Here is a 24,957-nt window from a genome sequence, read left to right as displayed (position 1 = left end):
GTCAGTACACGGCCAGGAAGCCGCAGCCGCGGCGTTGTGGTTGGCCCTCGACAGTCACCTGCACGCTGGCCGATGTATCCACGCCTTCAGCGTTGCGGCAGGGCTCGCGCTTGATCTCGACGTTGGTGGGCTGCTTGCCCAGCTCACCGTTGAGTACCGTCAACGAACTGGGCGCACCGGCCGGCTGGCCGAGGTAGCGCAGCGTTCCAGCGCTGCTGCGGCCAGCAACGGTGAGCGTGGCATCGTGGTTGCCCTTGCCGGTGGAGGCGATCTCGATGGACCAGCCGGCGCCGCCGCCGGTGAAGGCAGGCACCGGGCTGGCATCAGCAGCGATAGACGGGTGACGCGGCGCATCGGCGCCCGGATCGGTCTGCGGTGTACTGCTGGCGCAACCAGCGAGCAGGCCCGCCAGCAGCGTGGAAGTCACAACGCAGCGCAGGGCCATGGCGTACTCCTGGGAAGGACGAGTGGCCAGTCTAGGCAGCAGCGCGTGCGCCGGCGATGAACAGTGCCACCTTCAGCGGGCCGCGTGCCCGCCTGCGGCCACCTGCACCAGCACATCATCACCGGCCGCATGCCCCTGCCCATCGTGATCGCCTTGAAATGCTCGAGGTCCAGCAGAATCACGACCGCCTGCGTGTTTCCATCGGCACGCCGCTGTCGTACCGTTCCTCCAGCGGGCGCCGGTTCAAAAGGCCGCTCAGCTGATCGGAACAGCGCTCTTCGGGTCAGATCCAGCGCTGGTCCACCAGTTCGCGCTTCACATAGGCGTAGAACACCGGCGCGGCCACCAGCCCGGGCAGGCCGAAGGCCGCCTCCATCACCAGCATGGCCAGCAGCAGTTCCCAGGCGCGCGCCTGGATCTCGCCGCCGACGATGCGCGCGTTGAGGAAGTACTCCAGTTTGTGGATCACCACCAGGTACAGCAGCGCAGCCACGGCCACGTAGAACGACACCGACAGTGCGACGATGGCGATGATGGTGTTGGAGATGATGTTGCCCACCACCGGCAGCAGGCCCGCCAGGAAGGTGATCAGCACCAGCGTCTTCGACAACGGCAGGTGCACGCCGAACAGCGGCAGCACGCCCAGCAGGAAGATGGCGGTGAACACGGTGTTGAGCAGCGAGATCTTGACCTGCGCGAACACCACCTGGCGGAACGCGGTGGCCAGGCGGCTGGTGCGGCCGATCAGTTCCTGCGCCAGCGGGCCCATCTTCGGCAGCGGCAGTTCGTCGTACAGCGCGATCATCGCGCCCAGCACCATGCCGATCAGCACCCGCACGCCCACCTGCACCACCGATGTGCCGGCCACGCCCAGCTGGCGCTGGTGCTCGGCGGCCCATTCGTTCACGGCCGCGCGCAGCGCCGTCAGATCTTCGGGAATGTAGGGCTGCAGCAGGGCAGGCACCTGGTGGCGCGAGGTGTTGAGGATGTCCATCAACCGCGCCAGCAGCACGTCCGGGCCACCGGTCTCGTTGCGGAAGAACGAGGCCACGCCGATACCGGCCAGCACCAGCACGCTGATGATCACCGCCGACAGCAGGATCACCGCGATCGCCCGTGCCCGGCCTGGGCGCAGCCTGCCTTCCACGGTGGAGGCCAGCACATGGGTCAGCTGGAACACCAGCAGGCCCGACAGCAGGGTCACCACCAGGCCAAGCTTCAGCGCCAGCCACATGCCCAGCAGCATCATCAGCCAGGCAGCGATGCGTGCGGCGGGAGGCTTGGGCAGGGTCGGGATGACGAGCGACATCGGGGCACATCCTGATGGGGTGGCCCATGGTAGTGGATTGAGCTGATGCGCCCGCGCATGCGCGTCCCTGCGGCCGCCGCGTGCCGTCAGCGTGCGGCCACCGCCCCTGCCGCACGCGCCGGTACGGTGGCCTCCTGATCACCCTTGCGCTCGCTGTAGCGATCGACCAGGTAGTCCGCACGATCCCGCGTGAGCAGGGTGAACTTGACCAGTTCCTCCATCACATCCACCACCCGGTCGTAGTACGCCGAGGGTTTCATCCGCCCGTTCTCGTCGAACTCCTGCCATGCCTTGGCCACCGAAGACTGGTTGGGGATGGTCAGCATGCGCATCCACCGCCCCAGCACGCGCAGCGTGTTGACCGTGTTGAACGACTGCGAACCGCCACTGACCTGCATCACCGCCAGCGCCCTGCCCTGCGTCGGGCGCACGCTGCCGTCTTCCAGCGGCAGCCAGTCGATCTGGTTCTTGAACACGCCGGTGATCGTGCCGTGGCGCTCCGGGCTGATCCAGACCTGGCCTTCGGACCAGTGCGACCACGCGCGCAGGCGCTGCACTTCAGGGTGATCGGCGCCGACGCTGTCGAGCATGGGCAACGCATGCGGATCGAACACCCGGGTATCGCAGCCGAGGTGGCGCAGCAGGCGCTCGGCCTCCAGCGCCAGCTTGCGGCTGAACGACTGCGGGCGCAGCGAGCCATACAGCAGCAGGATCCGCGGCGGGTGTGCGCGGCCGGCGCCCAGCAGGGTCGGGTCGGGCTGGGGAAGCGACGCTTCGACCAGATTGGGAAGGGTGGCACTTGTGATGGGCTTATTCATTCGACTATTCTAGAAATATGGAAACAAAGAATGCAATCACCGCCCTTACCGCCCTTGGCCATGCCACCCGCCTGGCCGCGTTCCGGCTGCTGGTCGAAGCCGGCCCGGCCGGACGCATGGCCGGTGACATCGGCGCCGCCCTGCAGGTGCCGCCGGCCACGCTCAGCTTCCACCTGAAGGAGCTGCTGCAGGCCGGGCTGGTCGAGAGCGAGAGCCAGGGCCGCAATGTCTGCTACCGCGCCAACTTCAGCGCGATGACCGGCCTGATCGACTACCTCACCCACAACTGCTGCGCAGGCTCGTCCGATCCCGCCTGCAGCCCCACCTCCCCTGATTGCGCCTGCTGACCGGAGATCTGCTTCGTGACCACCCAACGCGTCCTGTTCCTGTGCACGGGCAATTCCGCCCGCAGCGTCCTCGCCGAAGCCACGCTGCGGGCGTGGGCCGGTCATCGCTTCGAGGTCTTCAGCGCCGGCAGCCAGCCCACCGGCGAGGTCAATCCGTTCGCACTTGCGCAATTGCAGGCCGAGGGCATTGCAACGGCAGGCCTGCGCAGCAAATCGTGGGACGAGTTCGCCGACGGCGCGCCGATGGACCTGGTGATCACGGTGTGCGATGCCGCGGCCGCCGAGGCATGCCCGGTCGTGTTCGGCGATTTCGTGCGCGCGCACTGGGGCCTTCCTGATCCGGCCGCCGTCGATGGCAGCGCGGAGGACAAGGCGGCTGCATTCGCGCAGGCCCATGCCATCGTCAAGGCGCGCCTGCTGGCGCTGTTGGCACTGCCCGCAGACACATGGTCCGATCGTGTGCGGTTGAAGGATGCGCTGGATCGCATTGGCTTCGTGCAGCCCGGGGACGGCCCGGCGTGAGCGCACCAGCACCGATGGGATTGTTCGAGCGTTACCTGACCCTGTGGGTGGCGCTGTGCATCGTGGCCGGCACCCTGCTTGGCCACGCGCTGCCGCAGCCATTCGCTGCACTGGCGTCGGCGGAGGTGGCCAAGGTCAACCTGCCCATCGCGGTGCTGATCTGGCTGATGATCATCCCGATGCTGCTGCGGGTCGATTTCAGTGCGATGCGCCAGCTCGGCCAGCACTGGAAGGGCATCGGCGTGACGCTGTTCGTCAACTGGGCAGTCAAGCCTTTCTCGATGGCCCTGCTGGGTTGGTTCTTCCTGCGCCACGTGTTCGCCGACGCGCTGCCCGCCGCGCAGATCGACAGCTACATCGCCGGGCTGATCCTGCTGGCAGCAGCGCCCTGCACCGCGATGGTCTTCGTGTGGAGCAACCTGTGCCGCGGCGATGCCAATTTCACCCTCAGCCAGGTGGCGTTGAACGATGCGATCATGGTGGTGGCCTATGCACCGGTGGTGGCGCTGCTGTTGGGCCTGTCGGCGATCAGCGTGCCGTGGGACACGCTGCTGCTGTCGGTGTCGCTGTACATCATCGCGCCGGTGCTGGTGGCCGCACTGCTGCGGCGCTGGATGCTGGCCCGTCGCGGCCAGGCTGGCCTGCAGTCCGCGCTGCGGACACTGGGACCGGTCTCGCTGCTGGCCCTGCTGCTGACGCTGGTGCTGCTGTTCGGTTTCCAGGGCGAGCAGATCGTGCAGCAGCCGCTGGTCATCGCCATCCTGGCGGTGCCGATCCTGATCCAGGTCTACTTCAACTCCGGGCTGGCCTACCTGCTCAACCGGCGCCTGGGGGTTGCCCACTGCGTGGCCGGTCCCTCGGCGCTGATCGGCGCCAGCAACTTCTTCGAACTGGCCGTGGCCACCGCCGTGGGCCTGTTCGGCGTGCATTCCGGCGCGGCGCTGGCGACCGTGGTCGGCGTGCTGATCGAAGTGCCGGTGATGCTGTCGGTGGTGCGCGTGGTCAATGCATCGCGCGGCTGGTACGAGCGGCGCTGAGGCAAGCACGCACCGCGCAGGTCGCCCAGGCTGCCGGCGCCATCGCTCTCAACATCCACTTCACCCGTGATGGGATTCGATGGCCGGACAGGAGCTCCTGCTGCAGCGCCCGGTCGGTTGGGCAAGGGCATACCGCCCTGCATGGTTGTTGAGCATCCCCCGCCCTGCCCACCCTGAGGACGTTGCCGTGGACACATCACTTCACTCCCTTGCGAAGCTGGCCGCCCGCGTGTTGCTGATGCTGCTGTTCCTGGTATCGGGCCTGGGCAAGCTGTCCGACCCGGCGGCAACACAGGGCTACATGGCGGCGATGGGTCTTCCCGGCATCCTGTTGTGGCCGACCATCCTGTTCGAGATCGGCACGGCGCTGTGCATCCTGCTCGGTTTCCAGACCCGGGCAGTGGCCGCGGTGCTGGCCGCCTTCAGCCTGGTCACGGCCTTCATCTTCCACCACCAGCTCGCCGACCCGGTGCAGCAGATCATGTTCCTGAAAAATCTGGCCATCGCCGGCGGTTTCCTGCTGCTGGCCTGCAGCGGGCCTGGCCGCTTCAGCGTGGACGCCAGGCGCGGCAAGCCCTGAGCCGGGCAAAGCGCGGCATCCCGCCGCCCTGCCCTTGCCTCAGCGGCCCTTGGGCGGGGCCGTCGAACCCCGCAGCATCACGCTGAAATCCAGCGTCTGCTGAAGCGGTACATCGACCTGTTCGATGATGGCGAGCAGCAGGTTGACCGCGCGCTCACCGATCTCGCGCATCGGTTGCCTGATGGTCGTCAACGGAGGCGTGAGGTAACGCGATGACGCCAGGTCGTCGAAGCCGACGATGGAGACGTGATCCGGCACGCGGATGCCCAGATCCCGGCAGGCTGCCAACGCACCCAGCGCCATCTGGTCGCTGAAGCAGAAGATCGCGGTGGGTGCGGTTGCGGGCGGCAGCAGCGCCATCGCGGCCGCATGGCCGGACTCCACGGAAAAGTCACCCGGCACGACGCTGAGGTGGCGCAGGCGGCCACGCGCCCTGGCGGCGGCGCGGACGCCTTCCAGCCGTTGCTGGTGCAACGGGTTGTCGGGCGGTCCGCCGACCACGGCGATCCGCTCGTGCCCCAGTCCGTACAGGTGCTCCATCACAGCGCGCGCGGCGGCCGCGTTGTCGATGTGGACGCTGGGGATGCCCAGCGCGGGATCGAACTCGCAGCCATTGACGACCGGTGCAGCGGTACCTCGTTGCTGGACAATCTCGCGCGCCGTCGGCGGCAGGCGATGCCCCAGCACGATCAGACCATCGGCCTCGTTGCGCCGGAGCATCTGCGCGTAGCGCTCCTCGCGCTCGGGCAGGTTCTGGGTGTCGCCCAGCAGGACGGCGTAGCCAACGGCCTGCGCCGCATCTTCCGCGCCCTGCAGGATCTGCGCGAAGAACGGGTTGGCAATGTCCGGCACGGTGACCAGGATCTTGCCGCTGCGCTGGGTCTTGAGTGTCCTGGCCACCGTATTGGGCACGTAGCCCAGCGCAGCAGCGGCCTGCTCGATGCGCGCGCGTGTAGCCGGCAGCACTTTGTCCGGCCGGGAAAGCGCTCGCGACACCGTGCCTGCGGAGACGCCGACGTGCCTTGCGATGTCGTAGATGGTGGCCATGGGTTTACTTCCTTCTTCCGCTGTGCAGTGCACAACGGGTCTCGCGAATTCCCCTGCTAGGATAATGCAATCGATTGCATCGAGGGCGAATCAACGTGAAGACGCTCAAGGGTCCAGCGCTGTTCCTGGCGCAGTTCATCGGTGACACACCTCCCTTTGATCGGCTGGACACGCTGGCCGGATGGGCTGCGGGGCTGGGCTATTCTGGCGTACAAGTGCCGACCAGCGCGCCCCACCTGTTCGATCTGGCCGAGGCGGCGCGCAGCCAGGCGTACTGCGACGATGTCAGCGGCATGCTGGGCGGACATGGCCTGCAGATCACCGAGCTGTCCACCCACCTGCAGGGGCAGCTGGTTGCCGTCCATCCGGCCTATGACAGCCTGTTCGACGGTTTCGCGCCGCCGGACAAGCGTGGCGATCCGGCCGCCCGCCAGGCCTGGGCGGTGCAGCAGCTGCTGCTGGCCGCCAAGGCCAGCCAGCGCCTGGGGCTGACCGCGCATGCCACGTTCTCCGGTGCACTGGCCTGGCCTTACTTCTATCCCTGGCCGCAGCGGCCCCCCGGGCTGGTGGACGAAGCCTTCGCCGAACTGGGCCGACGCTGGCGCCCGATCCTGGATGCCTTTGACGCCTGCGGCGTGGATCTGTGCTTCGAGATCCATCCCGGCGAGGACCTGCATGACGGCGCGACCTTCGAGCGCTTCCTCGACGAGGTGGACCACCATCCCCGCGCGAAAATCCTGTACGACCCCAGCCACCTGCTGCTGCAGCAGATGGACTACCTCGGCTTCATCGACCGTTACCACGACCGCATCGGCATCTTCCACGTCAAGGACGCGGAATATCACCCCAGTACCCGCAGTGGCGTGTATGGCGGCTACCAGGACTGGATCGATCGTCCGGGGAGGTTCCGTTCACCCGGCGATGGGCAGATCGACTTCAAGGCGATCTTCTCGAAATTCGCCCAGTACGACTTCCCCGGCTGGGCAGTGCTGGAATGGGAGTGCTGCCTGAAGCACCCGGAAGACGGTGCACGGGAAGGAGCCACCTTCATCCGCGACCACATCATCCGCGTGACCGGACGCGCCTTCGACGACTTTGCCGACAGCGGCACCGATCCTGGATCACTGCGCCGCATGCTCGGGATCTGAGACATCACTGCCTGGGAGGGCAAGCCATGACGCACACCATGTCGCGCTTGGGCGCGATGATGTTTCTGCAGTTCTTCATCTGGGGGGCATGGTTCGTCACCCTGGGAACCTATCTGGTGCAGGGCCCGCTGCAGGCCAGCGCAAGCCAGGTGGCGACGGCCTTCCTCAGCCAGTCCATCGGTGCCATCGTCGCTCCCTTCCTGGTCGGCCTGATCGCTGATCGCTACTTCGCGGCGCAGCGCATCCTTGCGGTCCTGCACCTGGCTGGCGCAGTGCTGATGTGGCTGGCGTCCACCGCAACCAGCTTCAGCATGTTCTCCGCCTGCGTCATGGGCTACATGCTGCTGTTCATGCCGACGCTGGCATTGGCCAACAGCGTGGCGATGCGGCACATGCAATCGCCCGAGAAACAGTTCCCGCTGGTGCGGGTGGCAGGCAGCGTCGGCTGGATCGTGGCAGGCGTGCTGATCGGCTGGATGGGCTGGGAACAGGCGCACCGGCTCGAGCTGACCTTCCGAATGGCCGCGATGGCGTCGCTGGCGCTGGGCCTGTATGCGTTCACCCTGCCGCACACGCCGCCGCTGGCGCAGCAGCGCGATGCCGGCCTGGGGCAGATCCTGGGTCTGGATTCGCTGCGCCTGCTGAAGTCACGCTCGTACCTGGTGTTCTTTCTGGCGTCCATCGCGATCTGCATCCCGCTGGCGTTCTACTACAACTTCACCAACCCGTATCTCAACGACCTGGGCGTGCGCGGCGCGGCGGGCCTGCAGTCGCTGGGACAGGTCTCCGAAGTCCTGCTGATGCTGGCCATGCCGTTCCTGTTCGTGCGGCTGGGGGTGAAGACGATGCTGGCGGTGGGCATGGCCGCATGGGTCGTGCGTTACGTCATGTTCGCCTTTGGCGATGCGGGCGGCGGCTTCCCGCTGCTGGTGATCGGCATCGTGCTGCACGGCATCTGCTACGACTTCTTCTTCGTCACCGGTCAGATCTACACCGATGCGCATGCCGGCCCGGCCGCGCGCAGCAGCGCGCAGGGATTCATCACCCTGGCCACATATGGCGTGGGCATGCTGATCGGCACGTTCCTGTCCGGCGCGGTGGTGGAGCACTTCACCACTGCAGCCGGTCCGGACTGGCAGCAGATCTGGTTGTTCCCTGCAGGGGTCGCGCTGGTCGTGCTGATCGCCTTCCTGCTGCTGTTCCGCGACCGGCCAGTGGTTGCGGCCGCACCTTCCACGCCCTGAGGACCCTACCTGATGCCAAAGCCTGGAATCGCCATCGTCGGCACGGGAATGATCGGTGCCGTGCACCGTCGCGCGGCGCTGCTGGCGGGTGCCGACATCCGTGGCGTGGCCGCCTCTTCTCCGCAGCGCGCACGCGACGTGGCGCAGGCGTGGGGTGTCCCGCGTGCCTATCGGGACATCGAGGAGGTGGTCGCCGATCCACAGGTGCAGGTCGTGCACGTTTGCACGCCCAACCACCTGCACCGCCCCATGGCACAGGCCGCACTGGAAGCCGGCAAGCACGTGGTCTGCGAGAAGCCGCTGGCCACTACGCTGGAGGACGCCCGGGCGCTGGCGGCGTTGGCCGCCGCCAACGCGCTGGTCGCCACGGTGCCCTTCGTCTACCGCTACCACCCGGTGGTCCGCGAGGCGCGCGCACGCATCGCCCACGGCGAACTGGGGCCGTTGCACCTCATCCACGGCAGCTACCTGCAGGACTGGCTGCTGGACCCGGCCAGCAACAACTGGCGCGTGGACCCGGCACTGGGCGGCGCCTCGCGCGTGTTCGCCGACATCGGCTCGCACTGGTGCGACCTGGTGGAATGGGTCAGCGGCGAGCGCTTGGCCGAGGTCTGCGCGGCGTTCGACACGGTGATCGCCGAACGCAGCACCGACACCGGGCAGAGCTTCACCACAGCGGTGGCCGGTGGCGCGATGCAGGCGGTCACCAGCGAGGACGTGGCGGCGGCGATGTTCCGCACCGGCGCCGGTACGCTGGCATCGTTGACGGTCAGCCAGGTATCGGCCGGACGCCACAACCGCCTCTGGTTCGAGATTGATGGTGCCAGGGCCAGCGTGGCGTTCAACCAGGAAGATGCCGAGCGGCTGTGGATCGGCAAGCCCGACCAGCGCGAGGAAGTCTTCGTGCGCGGGCCGGGCGCCGGCAGTGCCGAACAGCGCCGGCTGTCGCTGTTGCCGGCCGGGCACGCGCAGGGCTACGGCCACTGCTTCGAGGCATTCGTCGCCGACACCTACCGCGCCATCGAAGGCGAGCGACCGGATGGCCTGCCCACCTTCGCAGACGGCGTGCGCTCGGCGCTGATCGTCGACCGCGTCATCACCTCGGCCAGGACCCGTGCCTGGACCGCCATCGGTTGAACCCCGGGAGCATCTCATGATGAACACGACTGCCCGCAGAACTGCCACCCTCGCCCTGCTGCTGTTCGCTGCCCTGCCCGCCCTCGCCAACGAAGCCGTCACCCCGCACAAGCCCATCGCCGTGCAGATGTACACACTGCGCAACGCCGGCCCGCTCGACCAGCAGTTGAAGATCGTCCACGACGCCGGCGTGGATGCGGTGGAAACGGTGGGCACGCAGGGCGTCAGCGCGGCCGAACTCAAGCAGTTGCTGGACCGGTATTCGATCAGGGCGATTTCCTCGCACGTGCAACTGGCCGAGCTGCGCAAGGATCTGGACGGCGTGGTGGCCTTCAACCGGTCGATCGGCAACACCACCCTGGTGGTGCCTTACCTGGACGCGAAGGATCGGCCGACCGATGCCGCAGGCTGGACCGCGCTGGGCAAGGAACTGGGCGCGATCGCCAAGCAGGTACGGGCCAAGGGCATGCGCCTGGCCTACCACAACCATGACTTCGAACTGGTCGACTTCAATGGCCGGACCGGCCTGGAACTGCTGTTCGCAGCGGCCGGGCCGGACCTGCAGACCGAGCTGGACCTGGCCTGGGTCGCGCGTGCGGGCCTGGACCCGGCGGTGATGCTCGGCAAGTTCCGCGGCCACCTGTTCGCGGTACACGCCAAAGACAATGCAGCCAAGGGCCAGGCCGAAGACGAGGGCGGCTTCGCGGCCGTCGGCCAGGGCGTGCTGGACTGGCGCGCGATCCTGCCAGCCGCCGCAGCGGCCGGCGTGCACTGGTACATCCTCGAGCACGACCAGCCACGCGATCCGGCCAAGGTCATCCAGACCGGCGCGGACTACCTGCGTGAACACCTGTCCCCCCGCCTGCCAGCCAGCGCGCAGCGCTAGTGCGCGAAGGAGTCCTGATTGAAAACGATGCTGAAAGTGGCTGTGATTCTCTGTGCGGCGATGCTGGCAACCACGGCATGGTCCAAGGACGATCCTGCAGCCGGCGCAAAGCTCTACACAGCGAACTGCACGGCCTGCCATGGTGCCGATCGCGCCGGCATGCCGGGCGCGTTCCCCGCGCTCACCGACATCGGCAAGCGCCTGGATGCCGCGCAGATCAAGGACAAGATCAGGAAGGGCGGCGGACTGATGCCGCCGTTCTCCCAGCTGTCGCAACAGGAGATCGACGACATCACCAGCTATCTGGCGAAGTAAGCCGCCAGCGTTACAGCTCGCGCACCCATATGTTGCGGTAGCTGACCTTGGCGTCGTGCTCCTGCAGATGGATCGGCGCGCACGCATGCGGTGAATACGAGGGCGGGCCGATGTACTCGGTCCTGCCCGCCAGCACGGTGTCGTCCTGCACCAGCACGCCGTTGTGCAGCACGGTGATGCGCGCGGGCGAGATGAGCCCGCCGCCCGGCGAGAAGCGCGGCGCCTTCCAGAGGATGTCGTAGGCCTGCCACTGCCCCGGTGCACGCGAGGCGTTCACCAGCGGCATGGCCTGCTTGTAGATGGAGCCGGCCTGGCCGTTGGCATAGGTCGGGTTGTTGTAGCTGTCCAGCACCTGCAGCTCATAGAGTTCCTGCAGGAAGATGCCGCTGTTGCCCCGGTTCTGGCCGTCGAAACCCTTGGTCTCGACAGGTGTGCGCCACTCGACATGCAGCTGGATGTCGCAGAAGCGCTGCTTGGTGCGGATGCCCTTGCTGCCCGGCACGATGGTCATGGCGCCGTCGGCGACGGCCCAGGGCACACGCCCACCCTGCTCCGACTCCCAGGCGGAGGCATCCTTGCCATCGAACAGCACGATGGCGTCGGACGGCGCCTTGCCCGGCGGCGTGGCCACGGTTGCAGGCACGGGCGTCCACACCTCGGTCTTTGCCGGGTCGCGCGTGGGCTCGGTGTTGGCCTGCGCGAACGCCGGTGCCGCGGCGAGCACGCCGGCGGCGATCAATAGCGGCGCGATCTTCATGGCGTGATCCATCAGCTGGTCCCCCATGCGGGCGTGCCGGGAACATAGGCCAGGTCGCCGTCGTAGCGGCCGGGCACGGCGACGTAACGCAGAACCTCGGTCGCACCGACCTTGGAGGTGAAGAAACCGAAGATGGTGAGCTGCTTGAACATCGTGAAGTAATGCGGCATCGGTTCTCCTGCTTCGGCGGTGCCGGTTTCGGTCACCTCGACCGCGTGCTTCCTGGCCTCTGCATCCAGCGCGCGCAGCAGTTCGGTGCGGGCCTGCGGCGCAAGTGAAACGAAGCGGCCGCCGGCGCGTTTGTCGATATCGGCCAGGCCAGCGCGGAACGTCGCCTGCTGTCGCGCGGTGTAGCAGTCGCTGACGAACGTCGCCATGAACGCACCGGCGCCTGCGTCTTTCGCCCCCGGCGTTTTCGAGCGCGGCAGGATGGTCTCGGCGATCTCGTCCAGCGTGCCGACATCCGCGTCGGTAAAGCGCGTCTTCGCCCCTGCGGCGGGAACCTGTGCCTGACCGAGCGCGGGCAGGCCGATCATCGCCGCACCGGTGGCGGCGACGATCATCTTCAGCAGTTCGCGGCGGTCCATCAGAGGTTCCCCGCTTTCAGTTCGCGCACGGCATGGTCGGCAGCCCGCGCGGTCAGTGCCATGTAGGTCAGCGACGGATTCACGCACGCGCTGGAGGTCATGCAGGCACCGTCGGTGACATAGACGTTGGGCGCATCCCAGACCTGGTTGTGCTGGTTCAGCACGGACGTCCTGCGGTCACGGCCCATGCGCGCGGTCCCCATCTCATGGATGCCCTTGCCCGGGGCGTAGTCGTTGTCGTGCATCTCCACGTCCTTGACCCCGGCGGCCTCCAGCATCTCGGCGGCATCGGCGGCCATGTCCTTGCGCATGGCCAGTTCGTTGGCGCGCATGGATACATCCATCGCCAGCACCGGCAGACCCCACTTGTCCTTGCGGTCCCGGTCCAGGCGGATCGTGTTGTCGTGGTGCGGCAGCATTTCGCCGAAGCCGGTCATGCCGATGCGCCAGTCACCGGGCACGGTCAGCGCCTCCTTCAGGTCGGCGCCGATGTTCAGTTCGGCGATCTCGCGCGACCACCCCGTGCGGCTGGCACCGCCCTGGTAGCCGAAACCACGCAGGTAGCCGCGCTTGTCAGCGGCCACGTTGCGGAAGCGGGGAATGTAGAAGCCACAGGGACGGCGACCGAAGTAGTACTTGTCTTCGTAGCCCTCGACCCGGCCCGAGGCGCCCGCACCGAAGTGATGGTCCATCACGTTGTGTCCCAGCTCACCCGACGATGAGCCCAGCCCACCCTCCCACACATCGGTGGCCGAGTTCATCAGCAGCCAGGTCGAGTTGAAGGAGGAGGCGTTGAGGAAGATGACCTTGGCCGTGTACTGGTAGGTCTGGCCGGTCTCTGCGTCGATGATCTCCACGCCCCGCGCCCGCTTGCGGTCCTTGTCGTAGAGCACTTCCTTGACGATGGAGAACGGCCGCAAGGTCAGGTTGCCGGTCTTCATCGCCGCCGGCAGTGTCGCCGCCTGGGTGGAGAAATAGGCGCCGAAGGGACAGCCGAGGATGCACTTGTTGCGGTACTGGCAGTTGACGCGGCCCTGCTCGGGCATCGGCTTGGTGATGTTCGCCGTGCGCGAGTGGATCATGTGGCGGGTGCCGCCGAAGGCCTTCCGGATCCGGGCGGCCACGTCCTTCTCGACGATGTTCAACGGGATCGGCGGAAGGAACTCGCCGTCCGGCAACACGTCCAGCCCTTCGCGCGTACCGGCGATGCCGGCGAATTTCTCCACATGGTCGTACCACGGCGCGATGTCGGCGTAGCGGATGGGCCAGTCGGTGGCGATGCCGTCCTTGAGGTTTGCTTCGAAATCCAGATCGGAAAAACGATAGCTCTGCCGGCCCCACATCAGCGAGCGGCCGCCCACGTGGTAGCCACGGAACCAATCGAACCGTTTGGTCTCGATGTACGGCGATTCCTGTTCGTCGGCCCACATGCCCTGCAGGTTCTCGGCCAGCGCGTAGTCGCGCATCAGTACCGGGAAGGCGGCCTTCATCGCCTGTGTGGGCCGGTTGCGATGCGGGAAATCCCACGGCTCCTTCATCGCGTTGACGTAGTCCTTGACGTGCTCGATGTTGCGGCCCCGCTCCAGCATCAAGACCTTCAGGCCCTTCTCGGTCAGCTCCTTCGCTGCCCAACCGCCACTGATTCCCGAGCCAACAACAATGGCGTCGTAGTGATTATCTGCCATGGGTTTCTCACCTGGGTGGATATCGTTTCAGACGTCGCAGAGGCGGATCGCCTCGCGCAATGAGGCAACGGGATCTGGCGCTGCAGGCGTGAACTCCTGCGCCAGATACCCCTTGAAACCGGTGTCGCGGATCGCGCGACAGACGGCCGGATAGTGGAGCTCCTGCTGGTCTCCGATCTCGTTCCGGCCCGGCACACCTGCGGTGTGGTAATGCTTGAAGCAGGCGTGATGCTTGCCGATGGTGGCGATGATGTCGCCCTCCATGATCTGCATGTGATAGATGTCGTACAGCAGGCCGAAATTGTCCGAGCCCAGCCGCTGGCACAGCTCTACGCCCCACGCAGAGTGGTCGCACAGGTAGTCGCGATGATCGACCTTGGAGTTCAGCAGCTCCATCACCAGCACGACGTTGCGCTTCTCGGCGTGGCCGAGGATGCGCTTGAGGCCGGCTTCGGCGTTTGCCAGGCCGGCCTGCGGATCCATGCCGTTACGGTTGCCGGAGAAGCAGATGAGGTTACGATAGCCGGCATCGGCAACCAGATCGATATGCCGCGTGTAGCGCTCCACCAGCTGATCGTGGAACTCACGGCCGGCAAAGCCTTTGGTAAGGCCCAGCTCCGCGCCGTTGCACATCGAGCTGTATACGCCGTGGGCCTTCAGCGTGGGCCAATCCTCCGGGCCCACCAGGTCGATCGCGGCAAAACCGATGTCCTTCACCGTCACGCAAAGCTGGGCGACCGACAGCTGCGGGAAGGTCCAACGGGCCACGGAGTGCTTCAGGTTGCCCTTGAGCGGCGCCGTGGCGGCAAACGCAGGCAGAACGCCCGCCGCCCCCAAGCCAAGGCTCGCAGCAGCCGCCATGCGCAGCGCATCGCGCCGCGTGAGGCCCGGGGCCGGTCTGATCGAATGGATGGACATCCACCTGCCGGCCTCCCAACCGGTATCAAACACTGACGATTTCACTGCAATGCAATCGATTGCACCATAGGGGAGGAAATTGTCTGTTTGCAAGTCGCAGTGCACGAAAGCCGATGCTGCAGGGCACAACTCCGATGACGTGCCAAGCAATCAAGCGCGCAGGCGCGCGGTCCGTGCCGGCGGCATCCCTACCAACCGCGCAAAGGCCGCCCCGAGTTGACTACCCCGGCATAGCGGACCCGTCTGGCCATCGAAGTCCCGTCGCTGGGCTCGTGCGTGCGCCTGGTGCTGCCCGGCCGCTCAGCCACCACGCGTTCTGGTGAAACGCATTCCCGCATTCGGAGTATGCAGCACCCGGCCTATGAGCCGCGGGAGCAGGGTGTAATAGCCAGCTCTCGCAACAGCAGCGGGCCCTCCCCAATGCTAGAGACTGCGGCTGAATCGTTATCGCGCGCGGTAACCGAGGAGGACGCGCCGCTACGCACTCCCGGCGCCGATAACGCGGTGGATGGGATGAACACGGCGGGGTGAGGGATTCTGGCGTCTCACCACTCAGATCACTAATTGCATTACGGAAACCGCTGGGACGCAAGTAGAATGCTGATTCCGCATTCAGGACATGACCAAGGATGGAAAATAGCTCAAAACGAGGCTTCACTCAGAGCGCCACAATAAAGATGGAGGATCTGGGCGTTGTGGTAAATATCCACAATCGTGGATTTGGTTTCGCATGCTGTTTGACTGGCGACCGGAATCGCGAAATTTTCCTTAATGAAAGCCGGATTTCATTTCTCAAATCGATAAATAGTCAGCCACTAGGTCGCCTAATCATAATGCGTGTAGTTAGACAGCCAGATGGCCGTCTATCCGCAAGCAGTGTCAGGCCACTCGTTCCAACCGATGCCGGCACTATCGAACTAGCTCGACGGCATCTTGCACGTAGAGAAGCATCGCCGGATGCCGACGTCGGCCCGGCCCCTATTCTTCGATTACTCGCGGGCATTAGCCCGACAATCGACCGCTTGCTGCGTCCAATGATTAATGCAGTGACGGAAGCAGAGTGGCTTTCACCTGCAATGCTCGACACCCTAACTCTTGCGCCAAAACCAATATGGAAGCGCGCCATTTCGCACCACCTTAACGCCAAGACGCCGCAGGCAGTAGAGATACTGTTCGACCTAATCAAGGATAGTAAGAGGGAAATTGACATCACATGGCTTAAGCCAATGTGGGAATCATTGCCCGCCCACCGAGATCAATTACAACGCATTGCTTTTGCAAGCAGTACGCAGATGTCGGTTTCGGAAGCAGCGCAATGGGCACGTCTCGCCCTCGAAAATATGCCCCAAACTGGGACCGACTGGTGGGATGTCCTTAATGACTCGATAAAATCGGGACTGTCATTGGATTCGCACTGGCTGCATTGGGAAAAATGGACAGATGCACCTTGGACAGTGGCCGCAATAGCCCTACAACAATGCGACGCAGATCTAGGCAATTCAATTGCACGACTTAACCACATTGCGAATCAATCCCACGAAGTTGGGCGCACGGACGCAAGTCTTGTTCTCTCCAGCCTCAATCATAATGATCAACGCTTATCCGACATGTGGATTCCACAGTTAGGAATTGACACACCGAAAGAGATGACGCATGCCCTGAGCGCGCAAATGATGACTGCGCGAGCAGCGGAAATATGTGCTGCTATTTACATCAACGGATTGGGGCTACCCACAGAAGATATCGCTTTGCATCAGCTGGATGGAAGCACGACGGAATGGCAGCAAATGGATCTGCGCGTAGACGGAAAGCACGGCGTGGATGTTAAAAACCTCCGACGCAACATCAACGGTGGGATCCAGTCCAGCCGCTGGAAGGTCAAGGACTTCAAAAGCGATGCTGCCGGCAACGACGTAACACTGTGCGGGGTCAGCAGCCCTTACACATGGAAGACTGGCGGCGAATTAAGGTGCAAAACTTCAGAATATATGCGAGTCCTGGGCGTTACGAAATCCAAAGAGATATATCAACTTCTAGAGCAATTCAAAGATATCTTCACGCTACGGAAAAATCCCGTTTCAAGGCTAATTGAGCTACCGGCTTGGGCATGGGACTACCCAAAAGCTCAGTACGAGAAGCGCGACCAGGCTATGGCGGTGCTGCGTAATGCCCTTTCATCCCTTGAGAAAACTGCAGTTGGCCGACGCTGCATCACAGCAATTCCACCTGTATTCTTTTCATTCTGGGGCATGGAGCCTCCCGAAAATGACCGCCTGACCTCGCAACAGAGAGATTTCCTGGATCTTCTCCGATCATCGCACTCGAATCGCAACTCAGCACGACAGGAAGCAGGCGTTCCACGACTCCCTTGGCTCTATCTTTTCACTCTTCACGCGTGGGCACGCTGGCGCGCCGCGAGTGAATTGGCAGATACAAAATCTATTCTAAGCATTCTGAGATGGCATGCCCATTCACCCGGAGATGCGAAGCATGCCGCATCCCTAACGCGAATAGCCAGAGCCAGGGATCTCAGAATTGCAGATCCATCAATTTTCCAAACAGACCCGGTTTCCAACCAACCATCAGCGGTTTCAGGCATAGGAATTATCGATCCCGCCAACACGATAGAGACGCTGCTAAACGCACTATCTATCCTTGAGAAGCACGTCTCCCGGTCGCAGTTCATTGCCCTTTCGGACATCACCATTTATTACAACGGCGTACTGGTTGGCACTTTTCCCGACGGACAGCGGAAGACCTTGTTGGCACATTGCGGAGGACGACTAGATGAGAAGAACATTGAATGCGGACATCGCCCCTTGGTGTACGGCAAGCAGAAAACTTGTGTTTGTGGACGACTCATATGCGAAAGGTGCGGTTCCTGCGCCGACCCCCGCTATGAAACATGTGCTGAACAGACAGAGCGGCACGCTCGGTTACGGCTGAAAAAGAAAGTACTTAGACGGTAAATCAAAAACCCCGGCAGCCTCTAGGCCTTACCGGAGTTTTGTGCTTTCTGCAGCTAGGCCGCCAATCAGAACGGAATATCGTCGTCAGCGAAGTCGTCCATTGGCGGCGCCGACTGCTGCGGCTGCGGGCGCTGGTTGCCGCCCTGGTTGTAACCACCGCCCTGGCCGCCACGCGGGTTGCCACCACCGCCGCCGCCGTATTCCTGGCGCGGGGCCTGCTGGCGCTGCGGGCGCTCGCCGCCAGCGAAGTTGCCGCCGCCACCGCCGCCGCCTTCACCGCGGCCGCCGAGCATCTGCATTTCATCGGCGACGATGTCGGTGGAGTACTTCTCCACGCCGTCCTGGCCGGTGTACTTGTCGTAACGCAGGCTGCCTTCGACGTACACCGAGCTGCCCTTGCGCAGGTACTCGCCGGCGATCTCGCCGAGCTTGCCGAAGAACACGACGCGGTGCCATTCGGTACGTTCCTGCTGGTTGCCATCCTTGTCCTTGCGGACGCTGGTGGTAGCCAGGCTGATGCGGGTGATCGCCATGCCGCTCTGGGTGTACTTCACGTCCGGGTCGTTGCCGAGGTTGCCGACCAGGATGACTTTGTTGATGCCGCGCGCCATAGGTACCTTCGTCCGTTGTCCAGGGGCAGGCCGCCAGTGATAGCACGTCCCCGGGCGGGGGTGCAGAGCGCTGGGGTCGCCCCCGGGAAATTTGGGGGAATGCGAGAACGGGTCATCTTATCATCCCCTCGGCCGACACCTGGGTCAGGAAAGCCCCCGGCCGTGGCCGGAATCCGGCTTGCGGCCCCCCGGGCACGGCACTGCGCGCGCCCTGCCCCGGCGCGCGGCGCCAGCCCGTCGGCGCCCCATGGCATCATTCCCCGATCATTTCCCTGTCGGCCCCCATGACCATCAAAGGCAAAGCCACCTCCCTGGACATCGCCCACCTGGCCGGGGTCTCCCAGCCCACGGTGTCGCGGGCCCTGCGCGGCAGCCCGATGGTCAACGCCGAGACCCGCGAGCGCATCCTGCGCATCGCCCGCGAGCTGAACTACAAGGTCGACAAGAACGCCTCCAGCCTGCGCCTGCGCAATGCCGGCACGCTGGCCCTGCTGTTCTTCGAGGACCCGACCAACGACGACTCGCTGATCAACCCGTTCTTCCACTCGATGCTGGGGTCGATCACCCGCGCCTGCGCGCTGCATGGGCAGGACCTGCTGGTGTCCTTCCAGCAGCTGTCCACCGACTGGCAGGCCGATTACGAAGACAGCAACAAGGCCGATGGCATCATCCTGCTTGGCTATGGCGACTACCACCAGTCGCGCGACCGCCTGCAGCGGCTGGTGGAACAAGGCACCCACTTCGTGCGCTGGGGCGCGGCCCTGCCCGGCCAGCCGGGGGTGTCGATCGGCAGCGACAACTTCCAGGGCGGGCATGACATCACCGCCCACCTGCTGGAACAGGGCTGCCGCCGTATCGCCTTCCTCGGCCATGCCTCCAGCCATTACCCGGAATTCCAGGAGCGCTATCGCGGCCACGTCGAGGCGCTGCGTGCGCATGGCCTGACCGCCGACCCGGCGCTGCAGCACGATGCGATCACCACCGAGGCGTCCGGGCATGAGGCGTGCCTGTCACTGCTGGCCCAGGACCGCTCCATCGATGCAATCTGCGCGGCCAGCGACCTGATCGCCATCGGTGCGGTGCGCGCACTGCGCGAGCAGGGCCTGCGGGTGCCGCAGGACGTGGCGGTGACAGGCTTCGATGACATCCCGCTGGCGGCCTCGGTGTCGCCGCCGCTGACCACCGTGCAGCAGGACACCAAGCAGGCCGGCCAGCTGCTGGTAGAGAAGCTGCTGGCGCTGATCGGCCGGCAGCCGGTGGAAGGCCAGAGCATTCCGGTGAAGCTGGTGGTGCGCGAGTCGTCGCTGCGCACGTAGCCCTTCGGTAGCGCCAAGCCATGCTCAGCATGCATGCGTGGGACGCAAGGCCGACGACAGCCGGGCATGGCCCGGCTCTACAGGACCTGCATCGCTACGCGCCGCCCGGCATGGCCGTGCGTACCGCCATGCTGAATTCATCCAGCAGGAAGGGCTTGGCGATCATCGCCATGCCTTCGTCGAGGAAGGCCGCGCGCTCCTGCGCCTTTTCCGCATAGCCGGTCATGAACAGGATGGGCAGCTTCGGCCGCGATTGCCGCGCGATCTCCGCCAGCTGGCGCCCGTTGAGTCCGGGCAGCCCGACATCGGTGACCAGCAGATCGATGCTCTGCGCCGAAGTGAGGATGGGAATCGCCGCATCGGCATCACCCACCACCTGCGCGTGATACCCCAGGTCTTCCAGCACCACCGTCACCAGCATCCGTACCTGCTCGTCATCCTCCACCACCAGGATGGACTGGCCGGCGCCGCGCCGGATCGGCTGCGAAGGCGCGGGCACGTCCTCCACAACGGCCTCCGACAGGGGAATGAACAGCAGCACCGTCGTCCCTTCGCCGACATTGGACTGGATGGCGATGTGGCCACCGGATTGCTGCATGAAGCCATACACCATCGACATGCCCAGCCCCGTTCCCTTGCCGATGGGCTTGGTGGTGAAGAAGGGCTCGAACGCACGCTCGACCACTTCCGGCGCCATGCCGGCACCGGTGTCGGCCACCTCCACCAGTGCGTAGTCGCCGGCAGGCACGGCCGTGTACTGGCCTTCCCTTACGCTTACCGACGAGGCACGCAGAGTCAGATCGCCGCCGTCCGGCATCGCATCCCGCGCGTTGATGGCCAGGTTCAGCAGCGCGCTCTCGAACTGGTTGGCATCCAGCGTGGCGTGCAAGGGCAGCGGCGAGGGCTCGGCGCGGATGCGCACCGCTTCGCCCAGGGTGCTGTGCAGCAGGTGCTGCACCGACACCAGCAGCGTATTGAGCTCGACCGGCCGCGCATCCAGCGACTGCCGTCGTGAGAACGCCAGCAGGCGCTGGGTCAGTGCCGCCGCACGCTGGGCCGAGGCGGTAGCGGTGTCGAGAAAACGTTCGAGGTCGTCGACCCGGCCCATGTCCAGGCGCAGCCGGACGATGTCCAACGCGGACAGGATGCCGGTCAGCATGTTGTTGAAATCGTGGGCGATGCCGCCGGTCAGCTGGCCGATCGCCTCCATCTTCTGCGACTGCCGCAATGCAGCGTCGCTGGCCTCGCGCGCCGCCATCTGCGCTTCCAGTTCACGGGTGCGCTCGGCCACCATCGCCTCCAGCGCGTGCGCGTGCTGTTGGCTGCTGGCAAGGGCCAGCTTGGCTGCGGTGATATCGGTGACGAACACGTGGAAGCCGTCGATGCGCCCCTCGCCATTGCGGCGCGGCGAGTAACGCACTTCGCAGTCCCGGCGCCCATACACGCGATGTGGCCAGACGATCTCGAACATCGCCTCGCGACCGGCCAACGCGGCTTCCATCGCCGGGCGACGCTGCTGCCACACGGTCTCGCCGATGACCTCGCGCACGTGCCTGCCGATGACCTCGCCGGTGGCCAGTTCGAACCAGCTTTCGTAGGCCTTGTTGGCGAAGCGGAAGCACAGCGCGCGGTCCACGAATGCGATCAGCACCGGCATCGCATCGGCGATCAATCGCAGCTCGGACTCGCTGCGCGCCAGCGCCGCACGGCCATCGGCCAAGGCGGTGACCTGGTCGCGCACCACGAACTGCTTGCCGCGCGCGCGCAGCGCGCCCTGCACCGCGCTGAGCAACGACATGCTGCCCAATGGCCGGTCCATTTCCACCACGTTGATCGAGCCGGGCAACAACGGTTCACGGGTGGAACGCCGGTAGGAACGCGCCGAGCGCAGCAGGATGAACGGAATGTCCGACCAGGTGGGCTGCTGCTGCAGCGCCTGCAGCAGTACCTCGCTGCCGCGTGCCACCGCTTCCTGGGTGACCACAACCAGCCCGGTGCAGTCATCGAGTTGCTCAGCCAGCACTTCCAGGCTTGGCGCGATGCCTGTCCTCAACCCTGCGCCGGCCAGCACCGCCGCGATGCTGTCGGCATCACGGCCGAAGGGAGCGACGATACGGACAACGGTGCCGCCCTCATCGCTATCGGACATCGGACTGGCCCAGCAGCGCTGCGCTGTCGCCGACGAACTCCGGCGTGCCGGTGAGGATGCCCTGGAAATCGGCCAATGCGGCACTGACCGTGATGCCGCGCCCGTCGATCTTCAGTTCGCGGATGGTGTCTTCATGCGCACCGCCGCGGTTCTTGATCACCGAGATCGCCTTGCGGATGCGCCCCTTGGCTTCGAAGAAGCGGAACAGCACCACCGCATCGGCGATGTAGGACACGTTGAGGCTGCCGGTGGACATGGTGCCGACCAGCCCATGCTGCGGGTTGATCATGAAGGTCGCCACACCCTTCTGGTTGAGGTAGGACAGCATCTCGTGCAGCTGCAGCATCAGCTGCTTTTCCTGCGGCATGGCGGTCACGTAGCCGTTGAGGCTGTCGATCACCAGCACGCGGCAGTCGCGCTCTTCCACGGACTTGCGCAGGTTCCAGGAGAACTCCCCGGGCGACACTTCAGCCGGGTCGATCTGCAGGATCTCCAGCAGGCCGGAGCGCAGGTGCTTTTCCAGGTCGATATCCAGCGCCGAAGCGCGTGCCAGCAGCGTGCCCACGCGCTCGTCGAACTCGAAGATGCAGCTGCGCTCGCCTCGCTCGCAGGCGGCCCACACGTACTGCAGCGCCACGTTGGTCTTGCCGCTGCCGGCCGGGCCGGTCAACAGGGTGGAGGTACCGCGCAGCGGACCGCCGCCCAGCAGCCGGTCGATCTCGGCCACGCCGCTGCTGATGGGCGTTCCGACGAACCGTCCGTGATGCTCCGAGGCGATCAGGCGGGGGAAGATCTGCACGCCACCGCGACGGATCACCATGTCGTGGTAGCCGGCAACGAAATCGACGCCCCGCAGCTTCTGCACCTGCATGCGGCGCCGCGCAGGGCCGAAGTCCAGGGTCAGGCGCTCCAGCGAGACCACGCCGTGGCACAGGCTGTGCAGCTGGCCGTCGCGCTCATCGCCGCTGGACGTCAGGTCGTCCACCAGGAAAACCGTCGCACTCTTGGGCGCGAAGAACTGCTTCAGTGCGAGGATCTGCCGACGATAGCGCAGCGAATCCTGCGCCAGCAGGCGCAGTTCCGACAATGAATCGAACACCACCCGGGTCGGCCCGATGCTGTCCACCTTGGACATGATCAGGTTGACCGTCTCGTCCAGCTCCATTTCCCACGAATGCAGCACCGACTGCAGGCGGCCATTGCCCATTGCCCCTTCGGCCGAACCCAGCTCGAACAGGTGCAGACCGTCCAGCGACCAGCCGTGCGCCAACGCGACTTCGCGCAGCTCCTCGGCGGTCTCGGACAGGGTGATGTAGAGGCAGCGCTCGCCGCGCCGCAGGCCTTCCAGCAGGAACTGCAGGGACAGCGTGGTCTTGCCGGAGCCCGGCGGCCCCTCAAGCAGGTACAGCCGCGCCTGCGGCAGCCCGCCACCAATGATGCTGTCCAGTCCTTCAATTCCGGTTGTGATCCGCATGCGTGCCTGCATCGACGTCGACGTTTGAGGGGGAAAGCCTATCGGCGCCCCTGTCGACGGGTTGTGTGATCCAGCGCACCGCTGTTAACGCATTCAGGAAGCTTTCACGAGCACAACCGGCGGGAGATGACGATGAAGTGGGCCGGCTACCAAGGGCTCCGTCTTCCTGCAGCGCCCACGCGTGGGGTGGAGTGATCGGAAAGCAGATCCGCGCCATGCGTGGATGGGATCGCCAGCTGCGCCAAGTGGACGTCACCGGCCGCAGCGCTGCCAGCTCACTCTTGCGATCGGGGGACTATCGCGCCTGTCTTCGGCCCCAGCAGCGCCAACAGCACATAGACCACGATCGAGGCGACCGTACCCAACGCAGCCGGCAGACCGAACGGCCACGGCGACCGCCCCTGCAGCCTTGCCCAAGCGCCCAGGTGCCAGGCCGCCCCCAGGTTGATCAGCCAGGCGATGACAAATACCGGCCACTGCACGAAACCGGCTGCGCGCAGCAGCGGCGTGGCAATGAGCGCAGCCACAATGGCACCGATCAACAGGACCAGGGCAAGACGGGAATGCCGGGCCGAGGCGGTGCTCATGCGCTCAACCCGCGGACCATCACCAGCACCGGGAAGCCACGCGTGTCGGACTCGACAACGGGCTTCCACCCCAATCGCGCATACAGACCACCGTCCAGCGACTCGGTCTGCAGGTAGAGCTGCGATATGCCCATCGACCGGGCGTGCTTCACTGCGCGCTCGACAAGCGTGCTGGCCAACCCTCGCCCGCGTTGGCTGTCGGCCACATACACACTTCCCAGCCAATGCTCATACTCGGGAAAACCGGGCATCTCACCGCGCTTGAGCTGCACGGCGCCGACCACCTGCCCATCGTCGATTGCCGCCAGTACATGCGGGAATCCCTGCGCGTCCTTGGGCCTGCACAGACGCAGACGCTCATCTTCCAGAGTGAAGCCTGCATCCTTTCCCCACTGCGCGTGATACCACTGCGCCAGCTGCTCGCACTCCGGCGCCGCTGGCGCCAGCATCCTGAACTCCATGGGCAACCTCGCTGTCCTGTTCGTCCTTCAGGCAAGCATGCTTCACGTCTGCAGCCACTGCAAATTGTTGACCCGCCGACACCGCGCATGGGCTCGGGCTACAGCGGGCGGGCATTGCAATCAGCCCTGCGCGAAGTCCTTCAGGATCTCGCCGACGCCGTTGGGCGAGATCTCGAAGCCCAGCGTAGTGCCCGGATTGATCACCACGCCGTAGCCGCCCGGCACGCGACGCAGCACGTCCAGCATCAGCCAGCGGACCTGATGCTCGGCCTGCTGGCTGTAGATGCCCACCCGTGCCGGATCGGTGAATACGGCCACGTGCAGGGTGCCCTGCTTGTCGAACAGCAGCGGGTCGAAGCCACTCCCATCGGGTGTGACCAGGCTGCCGGTCAGCAGCACCACCTGGGAAGCGACGAAGGCCTCCATGAACGCCCGGATCGGCACCGTTCCGTCCATCGCGGCCTTGAGCAGGGTTTCGATCGGGGTCTGCGGGGCAAGGTCGGTCATGGCGGTACAGGCGCGGCGTCAGGGGGTGCCTATTGTGCCGGATGCCGCCACACCGGGTAGTGCCGGCCGCTGGCCGGCAAACTGCATTGGGTCCAACGACG

25 protein-coding genes are annotated in these 24,957 nt (G+C 65.2%); 11 read left to right on the top strand and 14 right to left on the bottom strand.

What is annotated here, in order from left to right; genetic code table 11:
• Nucleotide 1 precedes the first annotated feature (1 nt).
• The 3 genes from LMF57_RS05315 to arsH form a co-directional block, all read right to left on the bottom strand.
• Nucleotides 2–445 carry a hypothetical protein gene (locus LMF57_RS05315; RefSeq protein WP_229291038.1) on the bottom strand — a complete coding sequence of 148 codons (444 nt, stop codon included), beginning with the start codon at nucleotides 443–445 and terminating at the stop codon, nucleotides 2–4.
• A 283-nt stretch (nucleotides 446–728) separates the two neighbouring features.
• Complete coding sequence (locus tag LMF57_RS05310) at nucleotides 729–1,694, bottom strand: AI-2E family transporter (RefSeq protein WP_229291362.1); 966 nt, start codon at nucleotides 1,692–1,694, stop codon at nucleotides 729–731.
• A gap of 146 nt (nucleotides 1,695–1,840) precedes the next feature.
• The gene (gene arsH / locus LMF57_RS05305) at nucleotides 1,841–2,572 is read right to left on the bottom strand and encodes an arsenical resistance protein ArsH (protein WP_117309760.1); all 732 of its coding nucleotides are present in this window, start codon (nucleotides 2,570–2,572) and stop codon (nucleotides 1,841–1,843) included.
• A gap of 17 nt (nucleotides 2,573–2,589) precedes the next feature.
• On the opposite strand from arsH, the gene LMF57_RS05300 reads away from it, so the two are divergent.
• From LMF57_RS05300 to LMF57_RS05285, 4 genes are all read left to right on the top strand, one after another.
• Nucleotides 2,590–2,919: a metalloregulator ArsR/SmtB family transcription factor gene (locus LMF57_RS05300; protein WP_229291037.1), complete on the top strand. Its 330-nt coding sequence runs from the start codon at nucleotides 2,590–2,592 to the stop codon at nucleotides 2,917–2,919.
• A 15-nt stretch (nucleotides 2,920–2,934) separates the two neighbouring features.
• The gene (locus tag LMF57_RS05295; protein WP_117309758.1) at nucleotides 2,935–3,441 is read left to right on the top strand and encodes an arsenate reductase ArsC; all 507 of its coding nucleotides are present in this window, start codon (nucleotides 2,935–2,937) and stop codon (nucleotides 3,439–3,441) included.
• Between the two features lie 14 nt (nucleotides 3,442–3,455).
• A complete protein-coding gene (arsB, locus tag LMF57_RS05290) occupies nucleotides 3,456–4,478 on the top strand; it encodes an ACR3 family arsenite efflux transporter (protein ID WP_208081902.1) in 1,023 nt (340 codons plus the stop codon).
• Nucleotides 4,479–4,665: 187 nt separating this feature from the next.
• The gene (locus LMF57_RS05285) at nucleotides 4,666–5,058 is read left to right on the top strand and encodes a DoxX family protein (RefSeq protein WP_025873933.1); all 393 of its coding nucleotides are present in this window, start codon (nucleotides 4,666–4,668) and stop codon (nucleotides 5,056–5,058) included.
• A 39-nt stretch (nucleotides 5,059–5,097) separates the two neighbouring features.
• On the opposite strand, the gene LMF57_RS05280 is transcribed toward LMF57_RS05285, so the two are convergent.
• Complete coding sequence (locus tag LMF57_RS05280; RefSeq protein ID WP_117309756.1) at nucleotides 5,098–6,105, bottom strand: LacI family DNA-binding transcriptional regulator; 1,008 nt, start codon at nucleotides 6,103–6,105, stop codon at nucleotides 5,098–5,100.
• Between the two features lie 95 nt (nucleotides 6,106–6,200).
• Here LMF57_RS05280 and LMF57_RS05275 point away from each other — a divergent pair, with 95 nt between their 5' ends.
• Genes LMF57_RS05275 through LMF57_RS05255 form a run of 5 tightly spaced genes read left to right on the top strand, consistent with a single transcriptional unit; the run spans nucleotide 6,201 to nucleotide 10,835 of the window.
• Nucleotides 6,201–7,253 (top strand): sugar phosphate isomerase/epimerase family protein, encoded by a 1,053-nt coding sequence (locus LMF57_RS05275; protein ID WP_229291036.1) that lies wholly within the window; start codon nucleotides 6,201–6,203, stop codon nucleotides 7,251–7,253.
• 26 nt (nucleotides 7,254–7,279) lie between these two features.
• Entirely contained in the window at nucleotides 7,280–8,497 is a 1,218-nt protein-coding gene (locus LMF57_RS05270; RefSeq protein ID WP_229291035.1) for a nucleoside permease, read from the top strand.
• A gap of 12 nt (nucleotides 8,498–8,509) precedes the next feature.
• Complete coding sequence (locus LMF57_RS05265) at nucleotides 8,510–9,634, top strand: Gfo/Idh/MocA family oxidoreductase (protein ID WP_229291034.1); 1,125 nt, start codon at nucleotides 8,510–8,512, stop codon at nucleotides 9,632–9,634.
• 19 nt (nucleotides 9,635–9,653) lie between these two features.
• Complete coding sequence (locus tag LMF57_RS05260; protein ID WP_229291033.1) at nucleotides 9,654–10,520, top strand: sugar phosphate isomerase/epimerase; 867 nt, start codon at nucleotides 9,654–9,656, stop codon at nucleotides 10,518–10,520.
• 18 nt (nucleotides 10,521–10,538) lie between these two features.
• Nucleotides 10,539–10,835: a cytochrome c gene (locus LMF57_RS05255; protein ID WP_025873939.1), complete on the top strand. Its 297-nt coding sequence runs from the start codon at nucleotides 10,539–10,541 to the stop codon at nucleotides 10,833–10,835.
• A gap of 10 nt (nucleotides 10,836–10,845) precedes the next feature.
• Here the strand turns inward: LMF57_RS05255 and LMF57_RS05250 are convergent, their stop codons facing one another.
• Genes LMF57_RS05250 through LMF57_RS05235 form a run of 4 tightly spaced genes read right to left on the bottom strand, consistent with a single transcriptional unit; the run spans nucleotide 10,846 to nucleotide 14,782 of the window.
• On the bottom strand, nucleotides 10,846–11,619 hold the full coding sequence (locus LMF57_RS05250; protein ID WP_229291032.1) for a DUF1080 domain-containing protein: 774 nt from the start codon (nucleotides 11,617–11,619) through the stop codon (nucleotides 10,846–10,848).
• A complete protein-coding gene (locus tag LMF57_RS05245) occupies nucleotides 11,604–12,179 on the bottom strand; it encodes a gluconate 2-dehydrogenase subunit 3 family protein (RefSeq protein ID WP_208081891.1) in 576 nt (191 codons plus the stop codon). Before LMF57_RS05245 ends, LMF57_RS05250 begins: the two co-directional genes overlap by 16 nt.
• Entirely contained in the window at nucleotides 12,179–13,864 is a 1,686-nt protein-coding gene (locus LMF57_RS05240; protein ID WP_117309750.1) for a GMC family oxidoreductase, read from the bottom strand. Before LMF57_RS05240 ends, LMF57_RS05245 begins: the two co-directional genes overlap by 1 nt.
• A gap of 27 nt (nucleotides 13,865–13,891) precedes the next feature.
• Nucleotides 13,892–14,782 carry a TIM barrel protein gene (locus LMF57_RS05235; RefSeq protein WP_205420735.1) on the bottom strand — a complete coding sequence of 297 codons (891 nt, stop codon included), beginning with the start codon at nucleotides 14,780–14,782 and terminating at the stop codon, nucleotides 13,892–13,894.
• Nucleotides 14,783–15,411: 629 nt separating this feature from the next.
• Here LMF57_RS05235 and LMF57_RS05230 point away from each other — a divergent pair.
• The gene (locus tag LMF57_RS05230; protein WP_229291031.1) at nucleotides 15,412–17,751 is read left to right on the top strand and encodes a hypothetical protein; all 2,340 of its coding nucleotides are present in this window, start codon (nucleotides 15,412–15,414) and stop codon (nucleotides 17,749–17,751) included.
• Between the two features lie 65 nt (nucleotides 17,752–17,816).
• Here LMF57_RS05230 and LMF57_RS05225 read toward each other — a convergent pair whose 3' ends face one another.
• Nucleotides 17,817–18,362: a single-stranded DNA-binding protein gene (locus tag LMF57_RS05225; protein WP_229291030.1), complete on the bottom strand. Its 546-nt coding sequence runs from the start codon at nucleotides 18,360–18,362 to the stop codon at nucleotides 17,817–17,819.
• A 284-nt stretch (nucleotides 18,363–18,646) separates the two neighbouring features.
• On the opposite strand from LMF57_RS05225, the gene LMF57_RS05220 reads away from it, so the two are divergent.
• Nucleotides 18,647–19,678 carry a LacI family DNA-binding transcriptional regulator gene (locus LMF57_RS05220; protein ID WP_117309748.1) on the top strand — a complete coding sequence of 344 codons (1,032 nt, stop codon included), beginning with the start codon at nucleotides 18,647–18,649 and terminating at the stop codon, nucleotides 19,676–19,678.
• Nucleotides 19,679–19,772: 94 nt separating this feature from the next.
• Here LMF57_RS05220 and LMF57_RS05215 read toward each other — a convergent pair whose 3' ends face one another.
• The 5 genes from LMF57_RS05215 to LMF57_RS05195 form a co-directional block, all read right to left on the bottom strand.
• Entirely contained in the window at nucleotides 19,773–21,827 is a 2,055-nt protein-coding gene (locus LMF57_RS05215) for a PAS domain-containing sensor histidine kinase (protein ID WP_117309747.1), read from the bottom strand.
• A complete protein-coding gene (locus LMF57_RS05210) occupies nucleotides 21,817–23,313 on the bottom strand; it encodes an ATPase domain-containing protein (protein ID WP_093817589.1) in 1,497 nt (498 codons plus the stop codon). The genes LMF57_RS05215 and LMF57_RS05210 overlap by 11 nt, the downstream gene beginning before the upstream one ends.
• A gap of 263 nt (nucleotides 23,314–23,576) precedes the next feature.
• Nucleotides 23,577–23,888 (bottom strand): hypothetical protein, encoded by a 312-nt coding sequence (locus LMF57_RS05205; protein WP_117309746.1) that lies wholly within the window; start codon nucleotides 23,886–23,888, stop codon nucleotides 23,577–23,579.
• The gene (locus tag LMF57_RS05200) at nucleotides 23,885–24,349 is read right to left on the bottom strand and encodes a GNAT family N-acetyltransferase (RefSeq protein WP_117309745.1); all 465 of its coding nucleotides are present in this window, start codon (nucleotides 24,347–24,349) and stop codon (nucleotides 23,885–23,887) included. Before LMF57_RS05200 ends, LMF57_RS05205 begins: the two co-directional genes overlap by 4 nt.
• Nucleotides 24,350–24,469: 120 nt before the next feature.
• Nucleotides 24,470–24,856 carry an SseB family protein gene (locus tag LMF57_RS05195; protein ID WP_117309744.1) on the bottom strand — a complete coding sequence of 129 codons (387 nt, stop codon included), beginning with the start codon at nucleotides 24,854–24,856 and terminating at the stop codon, nucleotides 24,470–24,472.
• Nucleotides 24,857–24,957: the final 101 nt, after the last annotated feature.

It is taken from the genome of Stenotrophomonas sp. SI-NJAU-1, from assembly GCF_020883215.1.
Lineage (GTDB): Bacteria > Pseudomonadota > Gammaproteobacteria > Xanthomonadales > Xanthomonadaceae > Stenotrophomonas > Stenotrophomonas indicatrix.
Note: the sequence above shows the minus strand (reverse complement) of the source record. Positions and strands in the feature narration are given on the sequence as shown.